Raw genomic sequence first — 13,442 nt, 5'->3', positions numbered from 1 at the left:
AGCCGGGGACATCATTAGTTATCCGTTAATCAATCGTAATATATCATTGTAGGTTACGGCAATCATTAATAGGAACAGCATGGCGAAGCCCACAAAATGGACCATGCCTTCCCGGCTCGGATCGATCGGCTTGCCCCGCAGCGCTTCGACACCGAGGAACACCAGCCGGCTTCCGTCCATCGCCGGGATCGGCAGCAGGTTGAAGATCCCCAGGTAGAGGCTGAGAATCGCCGCCCAATACGTCAGCTGCACGATGCCCTGCTTCGCGATCTGGCCCGTCACCTCGAACGTCCGGACAGGTCCGCCCAGATCGTCCATGTTAAACTGCTTGATCAGTTGGCCGAAGCCCTCGAAAATAATTTTGGTCGTATCGACCATCGCGACTCCCGCTCCGCTGAACGTTTCGCCGATCGACGCTTTGCGGCTTGGCAGCTGCGGCGTAATGCCTACCTTGCCGCCTTCCTGGCCTTCCATTGCACGCGGAGTCAGCGTCACATTAAATACCTCGTCTCCCCGGCGGATCGTCCATTCCATCGGCTTGTCCTTGGATTTGGAGGTCAGATCGATCATTTTCTGATAATCCGCGCCGATCTTCACGCCATCGATCGAATCGATGATGTCGCCCTTCTTCAGGTTCGCTTCATAGGCAGGCATTCCTTTGGAGATGTCGCCGATCTGCACGTACGTCGGATTTTCCAGCGGAATCCCCGCCATCTGCAGATGGACCCCGAAGAGTACGAAGGCCAGAATAAAATTCATCAGCGGCCCCGCAAAAATCGAAAGCGCGCGCTGCCCCACCGTCTTGCTGGCAAACTGGCGGTCTCTCGGGGCTATTTGCGTCTCATGGGATTTGGCGACCAGCATCGCCTTCGGATAAATCGGATACTGCTGGCTCTCGCCGTCCACGTTCAGGCGGACCTTCAAATCATCGACCATATCGATGAATTCCACTTCTCCGCGGATGACGTTCTTTCGGTTGTCCAGCTGATCCAGATATATTTTCTTGACTTCGCCGCCGCTGACGCGGACCGCGATGGTCTGGCCGGGGTGAATTTCCACGATTTCAGGATCTTCCCCCGCCATCCGGGCATAACCGCCAAAAGGCAGCAGCCGCAGCGTAAACTGCGTTTCATTCCGTTTATAAGAAAACAGTTTCGGACCGAAACCGATCGCAAATTCCCGTACCAGTATGCCGGCGCGTCTGGCAAAGTAAAAATGGCCCCATTCATGCACCGTCACGATGACGAAAAACATGAGTACCGTCAAAAATACTACCTGCACCATTTCCAAGCGTCGCATCCCCCTTAATTTGTCTGAGACCGAAGTTTCTGTCGCATCTATATCATCAGATGGATTAAAGCCCGCAGCGCGAAAAGAAGCTCGTCTTTAATTCAGTCTATATAGATTATCATTATTCTCCGGTCCCGCACAAGAGAATCACATTCTCGTCATTTTTTAAAATCAGGGGAGTAGAGTGATGTATTGTTATGCCGCTTGCATGCCCGCTTACAGCTTGGCAGCAAGCAGCCGCGTATTCCGGTCGCACTCCTCAATGTCCGCCAGCTGCGGATTCGAAATGTTGGCGTGCCGGTCAAGCACTTCCTCAATAATATCCTCTATTTGTAAAAACGAAATCTCCCTGTTTAGAAACCGGCCTACCGCCACTTCGTTGGCTGCGTTAAAAGCGGTGGTTGCTGTACCACCCATTTTACCACATTCAAAGGCAAGTCTTAAACAAGGGAACCGCTCCATGTCCATTTCTCTAAAATGCAGCTTGCCCACTTCGGCCAGCGACAGCCGTTTGGCAGGCGAATCCCAGCGTTCCGGGTAGGTCAGTGCGTACTGGATCGGTACGCGCATGTCCGGATTGCCCAGCTGGGCGATGATGCTCGTATCGCGGAATTCCACGAAAGAATGAATGATGCTCTCGGGGTGAAGCAGCACGTGGATCTGCTCATACGGCAGGCCGAACAGCCAATGGGCTTCAATCACTTCCAGCCCCTTGTTTACCATCGTCGCCGAATCGATAGTGATTTTCGCCCCCATCGACCAGTTGGGATGCTTCAAGGCATCCTCCACCGTCACCGATTGGAGCTGCTCCCGGGTCAAATCCCGGAACGAACCGCCGGAAGCGGTCAGCGTGATGCCGGCCAGGTCATCGCGGCGTTCACCGTTCAGGCATTGAAATATAGCCGAGTGCTCACTGTCGATCGGCAGCATATTTACGCCTTTCCGCTTAATGGCCTCAGTGACAAGATGTCCTGCGGTTACAAGCGTCTCCTTGTTGGCCAGTCCAATGTGCTTCCCGGCTTCGATCGCCGCCAGCGTGGAATGCAGCCCCGTGCTGCCTACCACTGCCGTTACGACCGTATCGGCGTCCGTGCCGGCCGCTACCTCCACCAGCCCTTCATTTCCATAGAAAATTTCCGTACTTGGCGAAACCTGCGTCTTCACCTGTTCAGCCAGTTCTTTGGTCGCGACCGAAACCTTCTTCGGTCTGAACTGATGAACCTGCCGGAGCAGCAGCTCCACGTTCGACCCGGCCGCAAGCCCTTCGATTTGAAAATGCTCCGGATGCTTCGACACGACATCCAGCGTCTGCGTGCCGATCGAGCCGGTAGAGCCGAGAACGCTTAATTTCTTCATATTGAACCTTCTCTCGTATTAATAAGGCATCAGCATCATGATATGTACGAACGGAAATACGATAATCCAGCTGTCGCAGCGGTCCAGGATTCCCCCATGACCCGGCAGCAGATTTCCCGAATCTTTGATGCCGTATACACGCTTGTACGCCGATTGGACCAGATCCCCAAGCTGACCGGCCACTGCGCATGCCAGCCCGATCGCCAGGGCTCGTCCGATCGTGAGCAGACCGCCCGACAGAAGCGCAAAGACCGCCGATGTCAACATGGCGATGATAACACCGCCAAGGGCGCCTTCGATCGTTTTATTCGGGCTGATCGCCGGCCACAGCTTGTGGCTGCCAATCCATTTGCCCACGAAGTACGCTCCCGCATCGCTCGCCCATATCGACACCAGCAGCAAAAACGTCCAAAACACCCCGTGCCCGTCCGGGGCGCTGCGGGATTCGGCAATGTACGAAAAGCCGACGCCCACATAAACGGCTCCCAGAAAGAGCAGGGAGGTCATCTGAATGTCCACCTTGTTTTTGGTAACGACGGTTACCAGCAGGAACAGGAACAGAAGCAGCCAGATGACGTGCCCGAGTGGAAGCGGAAAGCTGATATCCAGCAGCTTCCACGGGAACATAAACACAAGCACGCCCAGGTATCCCAGCATGGCCGTACCGCTAAACGGAGATACCCGGGTCATTTTTACAAATTCATAATATCCGATCATTGCCATCGCCAGGACTAGAATGTGGTACGGCAGGCCGCCAAGCAGGCAAAATCCCAGAAAAACGACACCCGCAACAATTCCTGTGATCAGTCGTTGTTTCAACGGTATTCATCCCCCATCAGGCTAAGTCAGTCCGCCGTATCGACGCGTTCTGCGCTGGTATTCAGCAACCGCTTCGTATAAATGATTTCGGTTAAATTCAGGCCAGTAAATATCGGTAAACCACATTTCGCTGTACGCGAGCTGCCACAGCATGAAATTGCTGAGCCGCATTTCGCCGCTCGTCCGGATAATGAGGTCCGGATCCGGCATGCCTCCCGACAGCAAATGACGGTCAATCAACTCAGGGGAAATCTCGTCAGGCGACAGCCTGCCTTCCTGAATCTGTTTACCCAGCTCCTTCATGCAATCCGTCATTTCCTTGCGGCTGCCGTAGTTGAGGGCGAAATTGAGGACAAGCCCGTCATTGCCGGCCGTCCGGCGCATCGCTTCCTCCATGGCATTCAGCGTGTGCTGCGGCAGACCGTCGCGGTCACCCATCATGCGGACCTGCACATTTTTTTGGATCAATTCGTCCAACTCGATCGCCAGAAATTCCTGCGGCAGACGCATCAGAAAGTCGACTTCGTCTTTGGGACGCTTCCAGTTTTCCGTAGAGAAAGCATACAGCGTTAAATATTTAATGCCCAGCTCGTCGGCAGCAATGGTTGCCCGCTTCACTGCCTTCATCCCGGTCTGGTGCCCGACGATTCGCGGCAGCCCTCGACTTTTGGCCCAACGCCCGTTGCCGTCCATAATGATGGCCACATGCTCAGGAACGTTGTCCATGGATCGCTCTGGCAAAAGCTGCGGGTCCTTCTGTTTCCACCACGATCGAACTCGTTTGATCATTCTAGTTCCTCCAAGCGGGTTTCTGCAAAAAAGACACAAACCCCACCATAAAAGGAGGGGCCGCAAGTCTCTTATACTTCCATGATCTCTTTTTCTTTAGCTACGAGCACCTTGTCGACTTCCGCAATAAATTTATCCGTCGTCTTCTGGATGTCTTCCTGATGACGGTGCGATTCATCCTCAGAAATATCGGTTTTCTCCATCTTTTTGATGTCGTCGTTGGCATCTCTGCGAATGTTGCGGATCGCCACTTTCGCCTCTTCGCCGAACTTCTTCGTCAATTTCACAAGTTCCGTGCGGCGTTCTTCGGTCAGCGGCGGAATCGAAAGACGAATGATGTTGCCGTCATTGGCCGGCGTAAGTCCGAGGTCGGACTTCATAATCGCTCTTTCGATATCGGCCAGCGAAGATTTGTCCCAAGGCTGGATGAGCAGCGTGCGCGGATCCGGCGTGCTGATGTTGGCCAGCTGGTTCACCGGTGTCATCGCTCCATAATACTCCACTTGGATCCGGTCAAGCAGTGCCGGGGCGGCGCGGCCGGCGCGCAGTGTGGCGAGGTCTCTCTTCAAAGCGCCGATGGCTTTTTCCATGCGTTCTTCTGCGTGTTTTTTTACCGTTTCTGGCATTAGTCTACGCTCCCTTTAACAATCGTTCCGATTTTTTCACCCAAAACGACCCGTTTGATGTTCCCTTGCTCGGTAACAGCAAATACGATCAGCGGAATGTTGTTGTCCATGCAGAGGGATGATGCCGTGGAATCCATCACACCCAGATTCTTGTTCAGCACGTCCATGTAAGTAAGCTGTTCATATTTCTCGGCCGTACTGTCTTTGAACGGATCGGCGGAGTACACGCCATCCACTTTGTTTTTGGCCATCAGAATCACTTCGGCCTCGATTTCAGCCGCACGCAGGGCAGCGGTAGTATCGGTCGAGAAGAACGGGTTACCCGTTCCTGCGGCAAAAATGACCACGCGGCCTTTCTCCAGGTGGCGGATCGCTCTGCGGCGGATATAAGGCTCTGCAATTTGCTGCATGGCAATCGATGTCTGTACGCGCGTCGGCACGTCGATTTGCTCCAGGGCATCCTGAAGCGCCAGCGAATTCATGACCGTCGCGAGCATCCCCATGTAGTCGGCTGTTGCGCGGTCGATCCCGCTGGAACTGCCGGCGATGCCGCGCCAGATGTTGCCGCCGCCGCAGACGATTGCAACCTGAACGCCAAGATCCACCACTTCTTTGACTTGCTCTGCAATGGATCCGATCGTTTCCGCATCGATACCATAACCGTTCTGACCTGCGAGGGATTCCCCGCTGACCTTCAAGACAACTCGTTTAAATACAGGCTGTTCCAAATGTTTACCCTCCACTTTAAAGACATCACCATATGGCGCCAGTTGCTGCAACTAACGTTCGGCGGGCCCTATCCGGTAAACACCACACCAAACCGATGTCATTCTCTTCAGAAAAAAACGTCTGCTCTTTTAAAAAAGAGGGAACACTGCGTGTTCCGCTCTTCTCTTGTTCTAGTTATAGATGCCGCAAAAAAAGGGCTCTTATTGTTTAACTTGCGCCATAACTTCTTCAACGAAGTTGTCGACTTTTTTCTCGAGACCTTCGCCCAGTTCGTAACGAACAAAGCGGCGGATGGAGATGTTTTCGCCGATCGTGCTGATTTTTTCGTTCAGCAGCTGAGAAATCGTTTTGTCCGGATCCTTAATGAAGGATTGCTCCAGAAGGCAGAACTCTTCGTAGTATTTACCGATGCGGCCTTCAACCATTTTTTCAACGATTTTTTCAGGCTTGCCTTCGTTCAAAGCTTGGGCTTTCAAGATTTCTTTTTCTTTCTCTACTTCTGCTTGAGGCACTTCTTCGCGGGAAACGTAACGCGGGCTCGAAGCCGCGATATGCATCGCGATGTCGCGTGCGAACTCTTTGAACTGGTCTGTTTTACCAACGAAGTCGGTTTCGCAGTTGATTTCAACCAGAACGCCGATTCTTCCGCCAGCGTGGATGTAAGCTTCTACAACGCCTTCCGTAGCTGCGCGTCCAGCTTTGTTTGCTGCTGCAGCCAGACCTTTTTCACGAAGGAGTTCTGTTGCTTTGGTGATATCACCGTTTGCTTCTTCCAGCGCTTTTTTGCAATCGAGCATACCTGCGCCTGTTTTTTCACGAAGTTCTTTTACCGCACTAGCACTTACTGCCATCGAATATTCCCTCCAAATAGGATGCTAATTTTTCAGCCAGGCGTCACACCTGATCTTTGTTTTCATCTTAAAAAAAGGGCAGTGAGAGGTTATCCACCTACCAACCACCCTTTTCATTTAATTCATGTCTATATTACGTAACTGTCGAAACTTAGGCAGAAGTTTCTTCGCCTTGGTGAGCTTCCACCACAGCGTCAGCCATTTTGCCAGTCAACAGCTTAACGGCACGGATCGCGTCGTCATTACCAGGAATAACGTAGTCGATTTCGTCCGGATCGCAGTTCGTGTCAACGATACCTACGATTGGGATACCCAATTTGCGGGCTTCGGCAACCGCGATGCGCTCTTTGCGCGGATCGATGATGAACAGGGCGCTCGGCAGGCCTCTCATGTTCTTGATGCCGCCCAGGAATTTCTCAAGACGATCTTTCTCTTTGCGGAGAAGGATGACTTCTTTCTTAGGAAGAACGGAGAATGTGCCGTCTTCTTCCCATTTTTCGAGTTCTTTCAAACGGTTGATCCGTTTTTGGATCGTTTCAAAGTTAGTCAGCGTTCCGCCGAGCCAACGTTGGTTGATGTAGTACATGCCGCAACGTTCTGCTTCTTCTTTGACGGAGTCTTGGGCTTGTTTCTTCGTGCCGACGAAAAGAATTGTTCCGTTCTCTTCTGCCACGCTTTTCACGAAGTTAAAAGCTTCTTCGACCTTTTTAACTGTCTTTTGCAGGTCAATAATGTAAATTCCGTTTCTTTCAGTGAAGATATATTTATCCATTTTCGGGTTCCAGCGACGTGTCTGGTGACCGAAGTGAACGCCAGCTTCGAGAAGCTGCTTCATGGAGATAACTGCCATCTTCACACACCTCCTAAGTTTGGTTTTTTATTGTGTCCTCCGCTGCTTTCATTTCCCGTCAAGACTCCCCATATGGAAAGCACCCTTTACGAAATCCGACAGCGTGTGTTTTAACACCGTCATTTAATATACCATATCTAAAAGCTCGATGCAACGCCTAAGGGACGGCTTTTTTTACATGCAAAAAACCGTCCAGCCGATTGTCGTTAGCGTGACGGTTTTGTCGTAATTTTAGCGATGATGGAACTGAATTCCTCGCCGGGTGAAAACGTGTATTGGCCGGTCTGGATTTTCGTGCTGATCTTGAGCGATCTGCCTTTTTGCACGAATTGGTCGGCGTCGGCGATGACCCCCGCCTTCTCCAGCTTGCCGGCAACGTCTTCCAAGTTGTTCCCGCTGGCGATTTTCACTTCAACCGCTTTGGCCGCCGGCACAGAAGGCGTTTGCGGCTGCTTGGCTGCTGAAGCCTCACCGGATCCCGGAGTGACCGACTGCGGCTGCTTCGAAGCGGCAGGCTGCTGCGGCTTATCCGGCTGAGCCGGCTGTTTACCCGCGTCCGCGGCCTTCGGCGCCTTCGCTGCGTCACCTTTGGGAACCGAGCTCTGCTCAACCATCTGCTGCTTCCATTCCTCCTCGGTCATCAGCTTGTCCTCCTTGCCGACGACCTTCAGGTCCATCGTCTCCGCCTGCTGCTCAAGCTCTTCCTTCGTCAGGCCGGCAGCTGACGGGACCTCTCCGGCCGGGCGTCCGGCACCCTGCCCAAGGATCATCAGCTGCAGCAGGAGGGCTCCAAGCAGGAGGCCGAGGCCAAGTCCCATCATGAATGTCCGATTTCTGATCACAGCGTCTCCTCCTGTTTCGCAAGCTGAAGAATCAACTGGATTTCGCCGCGGTGCATGCCGGTCATTTTTCCGATCGCATCAATGGATTTACCCGTGTCGTACAACTCGAACAGCTCCGGGTACCTGTCCCTGATCGTTGGCTGCTGCTCAGGCAGCGTCGATTCCGTTCCGTCCTGACCCTCTGAATCTGCACCAGCCGCAGCTGCTGACTCCAGGAAAGCTTCCGGCTCCACGGCCGCGGCCGTTTCACGGCTAACCGTGGCCTGTCCGGCAGGCAGGCTCTCCATTTGCGAAAGTCTGGCATCCTGCTGCGCAACCTGCTGTTCAAGCGAAACGAGCCGCTGACGCATCTCCGACAGCTGTTCCTGCTGGGACAGCTGCTTGGCCGCCATATCCTGCTTCATTTGGGAAACCAGCTCGACGAGCTCGACGTTTTCATTTTCAATTTCGGCCATATACTGCTCCAGTGTAGCCTCGACCTGCTTGACCACGCTGCCCTGCTGGCTCTGCTCCTCCTTCCGTTTAGGAAGCATCAAGGCATATACCAACGCGGCAGCGCCCAATATAACGACGATTAACCAAGGTTCCAAGTAACGGCTCTCCTTTGACTGTGATATTCATGACGGGGCATCGGATCATAGGGACACATCCAGATGATGTCCCTTGAAGGGGTGCTGCGCATTTTGCAGGTCCTCATGCTCCTCTGCCGATGTGCTTGCGGTTTGATTTCGCCGTTGCCTGTTCCGTCCGCCCTCATCCCGTACAGCGGCATCCGCCGCTTCGTCCACCGATTCGCTGCGCTTGCTCATTTCCGCCGTTTTCTTAAGCTGCTGTTCAGCCAAAAACTGCTGATCCTGTGCAGGCCGGTGCTGGAGCTCATTTTGCACCTTCCCGACCTCGCTGGTCCGTGGGATCGCAATTTGCATTTCAACCGCCTTCATACTCATTCGTCTTCCCCCTCTTATCGATAGGAATCGTATCCAGAGTACTTTGCTTCTTTTTAGAGATTGTTCAAAAAGACCGCTTTTGACACCTTTTTGAACTCGCACTTTATATTAAATGTACGGAGCCATCGTAATATCGCCATCATGGTAATAAAATGAAACCCGTTCCGCCGGGTCCTTAATAAATCTGGTGTATCTGCCGATAACTATTTTAGAGCCTCCGTAGACCACTTTCACGACGTCGACGCGGGCCCTCACCGAATCTTCCAATGTTTTCTCGATTTCCAGTATACGTTCTTTCGCTTCCATCTGCTCCCGGTCATTCGATTTCTTGGTGGCGTTCAGTTTAAGCCTAAGCGCCATCTTGTCGGGCGGCAGCTGTCCTGAAGCAGCCAGCTGATTCAACAAATACAATGCCTTGTCCGTCTTGTCCTGCGCCTCCACCAGCTGCCTGATCTTGCCCCGCAGGTCGGCCAGCTCGTTTCTAAGCTCGGGCAGAACCCCCACCTCAATCGTCGTCATGGTGGACATGCTGTTGCCGATGGTTCTGGCAATGACCCGCTCTCCCGCCTGAATGACGCCGCCGACGATCAGCCCTTTGGTAGCGTTGCACAGTACGTTTCTTCCTGCCCGGATGTTGGAGTGCATGATGCTCTGCGAGACGATGACATCTTCCCCGGCGATGACGTTGCCGTCCTGGATGAAAGAGCTTTTTACATGTTGGCCCGCTTTCACATAACCTTTGTTGTAACCGATGATCCCGCTCGTAATTTCAATGGCCCCTTCCGCTTCCAGCTCCGCGCCCTCTACACCGCCGACTACCCGGATATCCCCTGCCGCTTTCACACGGAATCCGGTCAGAACGTTCCCGCGGATGACCACGGTACCGACAAAGTCGATGTTGCCCACACTGTAATCCACGTCCCCATTCACCTCATAGACGGGAAAAACGTTGATTTTTCCTTTATCCGTCGTGGCGATCAGGCCGTCGATGGCGGCATACATGGCTGTGTTTTCCGGGTCGACCACCACATTTTTTCCTACCTTAAAATAGGCTTCTTTGCCGGGCTTGAACGGAATCATTTCCCCGGTAACGCTGAGTCCCGGTTTGCCAGGCTCGGGCGGAATCCGTTTGGCGATCAGCTGGCCCTTCATGACATTGTTGAGACTGATCAGTTCTTTATAGTCCACTCTGCCGTCTTCGGTCTCGAGCGGCCTGTGCTCCTTGTCATCTCTGAGGTTGAAGGCAAACTCAATCCGGCCGTCCTTGCCGCTGACCGGCTGCTCACCGAAGGCAATCGCGGTCCGTCCAAACATGTACTCCTGAGGATGGCTGCAAATCCGGCTCAAGACCGCCTGGTCCATGCCGAACTGGACTTGATGGCTCCTCAAAAAGAGCTGAAGCTCTTCCTCCGTCACCTCAAAATCCTCGGAACGCTTGGAGAACTGCAGATAGGCGACGCTTTTATCCTCCGAAAAGGTAATATCCAAATAAGTTTCAAGCGCAATTGGAGCTGTCAATCGTTTTCCTCCTTTCTACTCGTGCAACGGTTAATCGTTTTGCATCAGTAAATCCCGGTGCTTCTCCAGCGTTGCGCGCAGCCGCAAAATGGCCTTGGAATGAAGCTGGGATATTCTTGAAGGTGAAAGAGACATGACTTCGGCGATTTCGCTTAAAGATAAGTCCTCATAATACAGCAGGGATACGACAGTTCTTTCTTTCTCGGTAAGCTTCTCAATTCCTTTAATGAGAGACTCCCGCAAATAAAACTCGTTGACTTTGTAATCCGGATTTCTGGCCTTGTCGTCGACCATCACGGAAAGACGTGTCTCGGATTCCTCCTCGCGAATCGGATCTTCCAGCGAGCAGAGCGACATCACGGCAACTTCCTGGAGCATTTGGTGAAAATCTTTCTCGGACACGTTTAAATATTCGCTCATCTCCGAGTCCGTCACCGTCCGCAGGTGCCTCTGTTCAAGCTGCTGATAGGCGTCCTCGATCCGCTTGGCCTTCTCCCGGACGGAACGGGGCACCCAGTCCCCCTGCCGCAGAGAATCGAGAATAGCTCCCCTTACCCGGAAAGAAGCGTAGGTCTCAAACTGCAGTCCGCGTTTATAGTCAAATTTGTCAATAGCATCGATCAGCCCCATGACGCCGTTGCTGGCCAGATCATCCTTGGAAACATTCCTTGGAAGGCCGATAGCAAGGCGGCTGGAAACATAATCCACAATGTGGAGGTGTTTCTCGATCAGGGACTTTTTCGCTTCAATATTTCCGTGTTCTTTCCATTGCTCCCAGAGCTCGGCATGATTCAGGTGAGAAGCTTTGCGCTCGCTCATTTCCCCCACCCCCTATTTTTCTGACAGGTGTCGAACGGCTTTCGCCAGTTCTTCCGGATCTTTCGCCGAAACCAGCTTCGGCGGATTGAGTGGTGTAAAGCCTCCCCCATCCTCTTGAACGGAGGCAGGCTTCGGCGTCAACAGATCATTTAACTCATCGCTCTCATCCGGGGTCGTCACATCGAACCGGGCACCCCGCTCCTGTTCGGCTGCTGCCTCCTGCTCCGCTTCGGGAACGCTGACCACACCCCATACCCAGCGGAGCAAAAAGGCGAGCAGAAACCAGATGACAAAGGATATCAGCCCTCTGATCAAGCTGGTCATAAACAGGTTGTTTCCCATCGAGATCAGCAGCGTCAGCACGAATCCGACAGCACCAAACACAAGGTTAAACAACAAATTTCCTTTCATGGCTACAATTCCTTTATACCCATTTGTACACTGCGCACGGACAGGATTCCGCTGCCTGAATCCAGTTCAATGGTTCGTCCGTGACTTCCGCCCGTGTCTTCGGCGATTAACGGGATATGAAGATTTGACAGCATCATTTTGCATGATTCCACATTCCTGGGACCGATTCTCATCGTATCCCCGGTACCGGCCATCAGGAACATTTGCGATCCTCCGGCCATCTTGGCGACAATTCTGGAAGGCGAGGCCCCCATGGCCACCAGCCGCTCCAACAAAGCAGGCACTGCGGTATCCGCATATTTGGCGATATTCAGCTGCCCTTCACGGGCAATGTCTGAGGACGGCAGCATAATATGAGCCATACCCGCAATTTTGAGCAGAGGGTCGTGAAGGGTAATTCCGACGCATGATCCGAGGCCCAGCGTGCGGATGACCCCGGGATCGCGCACGACGTTCATGTCGGCCATGCCTACTTTAACGATGCTTTGCTCTTCAATCATTCTCTAGAGGCACTCCCAGGGCTTGAAAAATTTTCGCGAACGAGTCCGGATCGGGGATCAGAAAGAACTTCCCTTCCACCTCATGATCGCCCTCGAGAAAAGTCGTATCGATCAGCAGCGCATCATCACCCATTTGGCCAAACTGGAGCAGCCCGTAGCTCAGAACGGCGCCGGCCATGTCCATCGCCAGGCCAGGGACCGTCGGGGACAAATCCAGCTTCGTAAAGTCGGCGAGCGAGGACAGGTACGAGCCGGCCAAAATATTGCCGATCTCGCAGAGTGCCGATTGCTCCATCTCATCGAACATCCCGTCCTGGTCGACCTGCATGCCGGCCAGCCTCTTCAGCAGGCTTTTGGCTGCTTCCGGGCTTAGAATAAAGAACAAATTGCCTGGAGCGTCGCCTTCCACCCTCAGAAAAATAGCAATGACGATCCGCTCGGCCCCGCCGACCCTGTCGGCAATCTCTTCAAAGGGAAGCAGCTGCACTTTGGGAACCGCCATATCGACCGGCTTATCGAGCAGGCGGGACAGCGCCGTTGCCGCATTGCCCGCCCCGATATTGCCGACTTCCTTCAGGACATCCATTTTGAATTCCTTAAAATGCTTAAAGACCTCCACAAACTACTCCTCTAAGCTTTCCAGCTGAATGATTTCGCTCTTCTTCAGCACTTCGGACAAGTTCAGCATGATGAGCAGACGGTCATCGCCGATTTTTGCCACGCCGTCCAGGTATCTGGCTTTAATGCCTCCGACGACTTCCGGCGGAGTCTCGATCCGGTCTCTGTTCAGATCGATGACGTCATTGGCCGAATCGACGATAAAGCCGACTTCCATTTCGCCTACCACCACGATAATGATCCGCGTTTGGTCCGTATATTCGGTTTCCGGAAGGCCGAAGCGTCCCCGCAGGTCGATCACCGGAATGACGACGCCCCGCAGGTTGATGACGCCCCTAACGAACGTGTATGTCTTCGGAACGCGTGTAATGGGAAGCATGCGCTCAATCGTTTGGACTTTGTCGACTTCGATTCCGTACTCTTCACTGCCCAGCTTAAATACAATGACTTTGATATCTTCTCCCATGCCCTAAACCT

General features: G+C 53.1%; 17 protein-coding genes. All 17 read right to left on the bottom strand.

All coding sequences use genetic code 11. The features are described from left to right. Nucleotides 1-18 precede the first annotated feature (18 nt). Nucleotides 19-1,290, bottom strand: a complete 1,272-nt coding sequence (gene rseP, locus KI379_RS07705; protein ID WP_076168067.1) for an RIP metalloprotease RseP — start codon at nucleotides 1,288-1,290, stop codon at nucleotides 19-21. A 216-nt stretch (nucleotides 1,291-1,506) separates the two neighbouring features. Further along, nucleotides 1,507-2,646, bottom strand: coding sequence for a 1-deoxy-D-xylulose-5-phosphate reductoisomerase (locus KI379_RS07700; RefSeq protein WP_212983222.1), 1,140 nt, complete (start codon nucleotides 2,644-2,646; stop codon nucleotides 1,507-1,509). A gap of 18 nt (nucleotides 2,647-2,664) precedes the next feature. Continuing rightward, a complete protein-coding gene (locus KI379_RS07695) occupies nucleotides 2,665-3,465 on the bottom strand; it encodes a phosphatidate cytidylyltransferase (protein ID WP_145134901.1) in 801 nt (266 codons plus the stop codon). 21 nt (nucleotides 3,466-3,486) lie between these two features. Next, nucleotides 3,487-4,254 (bottom strand): isoprenyl transferase, encoded by a 768-nt coding sequence (locus KI379_RS07690; RefSeq protein ID WP_076168074.1) that lies wholly within the window; start codon nucleotides 4,252-4,254, stop codon nucleotides 3,487-3,489. Between the two features lie 71 nt (nucleotides 4,255-4,325). Then, the gene (gene frr, locus KI379_RS07685) at nucleotides 4,326-4,880 is read right to left on the bottom strand and encodes a ribosome recycling factor (RefSeq protein WP_076168076.1); all 555 of its coding nucleotides are present in this window, start codon (nucleotides 4,878-4,880) and stop codon (nucleotides 4,326-4,328) included. Next, nucleotides 4,880-5,608 (bottom strand): UMP kinase, encoded by a 729-nt coding sequence (gene pyrH / locus KI379_RS07680; RefSeq protein WP_076168079.1) that lies wholly within the window; start codon nucleotides 5,606-5,608, stop codon nucleotides 4,880-4,882. Before pyrH ends, frr begins: the two co-directional genes overlap by 1 nt. Before the next feature lie 201 nt (nucleotides 5,609-5,809). After that, nucleotides 5,810-6,460 (bottom strand): translation elongation factor Ts, encoded by a 651-nt coding sequence (gene tsf / locus KI379_RS07675; protein WP_076168081.1) that lies wholly within the window; start codon nucleotides 6,458-6,460, stop codon nucleotides 5,810-5,812. A 151-nt stretch (nucleotides 6,461-6,611) separates the two neighbouring features. Beyond that, a complete protein-coding gene (gene rpsB / locus KI379_RS07670) occupies nucleotides 6,612-7,310 on the bottom strand; it encodes a 30S ribosomal protein S2 (RefSeq protein WP_076168084.1) in 699 nt (232 codons plus the stop codon). Nucleotides 7,311-7,516: 206 nt separating this feature from the next. Continuing rightward, nucleotides 7,517-8,152, bottom strand: a complete 636-nt coding sequence (locus KI379_RS07665) for an endolytic transglycosylase MltG (RefSeq protein ID WP_212983221.1) — start codon at nucleotides 8,150-8,152, stop codon at nucleotides 7,517-7,519. Further along, nucleotides 8,149-8,742, bottom strand: a complete 594-nt coding sequence (locus KI379_RS07660; RefSeq protein WP_212983220.1) for a hypothetical protein — start codon at nucleotides 8,740-8,742, stop codon at nucleotides 8,149-8,151. Before KI379_RS07660 ends, KI379_RS07665 begins: the two co-directional genes overlap by 4 nt. A 45-nt stretch (nucleotides 8,743-8,787) precedes the next feature. After that, complete coding sequence (locus KI379_RS07655) at nucleotides 8,788-9,099, bottom strand: hypothetical protein (RefSeq protein WP_076168090.1); 312 nt, start codon at nucleotides 9,097-9,099, stop codon at nucleotides 8,788-8,790. A gap of 108 nt (nucleotides 9,100-9,207) precedes the next feature. Beyond that, on the bottom strand, nucleotides 9,208-10,617 hold the full coding sequence (locus KI379_RS07650; RefSeq protein WP_212983219.1) for a DUF342 domain-containing protein: 1,410 nt from the start codon (nucleotides 10,615-10,617) through the stop codon (nucleotides 9,208-9,210). Nucleotides 10,618-10,647: 30 nt separating this feature from the next. Next, on the bottom strand, nucleotides 10,648-11,436 hold the full coding sequence (locus tag KI379_RS07645; RefSeq protein WP_212983218.1) for a FliA/WhiG family RNA polymerase sigma factor: 789 nt from the start codon (nucleotides 11,434-11,436) through the stop codon (nucleotides 10,648-10,650). A 12-nt stretch (nucleotides 11,437-11,448) separates the two neighbouring features. Further along, complete coding sequence (locus tag KI379_RS07640) at nucleotides 11,449-11,847, bottom strand: hypothetical protein (protein WP_076168097.1); 399 nt, start codon at nucleotides 11,845-11,847, stop codon at nucleotides 11,449-11,451. 2 nt (nucleotides 11,848-11,849) lie between these two features. Continuing rightward, entirely contained in the window at nucleotides 11,850-12,347 is a 498-nt protein-coding gene (locus KI379_RS07635) for a chemotaxis protein CheD (RefSeq protein ID WP_076168100.1), read from the bottom strand. Continuing rightward, the gene (locus tag KI379_RS07630) at nucleotides 12,340-12,933 is read right to left on the bottom strand and encodes a chemotaxis protein CheC (RefSeq protein WP_285855177.1); all 594 of its coding nucleotides are present in this window, start codon (nucleotides 12,931-12,933) and stop codon (nucleotides 12,340-12,342) included. The genes KI379_RS07635 and KI379_RS07630 overlap by 8 nt, the downstream gene beginning before the upstream one ends. 36 nt (nucleotides 12,934-12,969) lie before the next feature. Beyond that, nucleotides 12,970-13,431 carry a chemotaxis protein CheW gene (locus KI379_RS07625; protein WP_076168106.1) on the bottom strand — a complete coding sequence of 154 codons (462 nt, stop codon included), beginning with the start codon at nucleotides 13,429-13,431 and terminating at the stop codon, nucleotides 12,970-12,972. Nucleotides 13,432-13,442 lie beyond the last annotated feature (11 nt).

The sequence above is a fragment of the Paenibacillus cineris genome, from assembly GCF_018333335.1.
In the GTDB taxonomy this organism is placed as follows: domain Bacteria; phylum Bacillota; class Bacilli; order Paenibacillales; family Paenibacillaceae; genus Paenibacillus_AQ; species Paenibacillus_AQ favisporus.
Note: the sequence above shows the minus strand (reverse complement) of the source record. Positions and strands in the feature narration are given on the sequence as shown.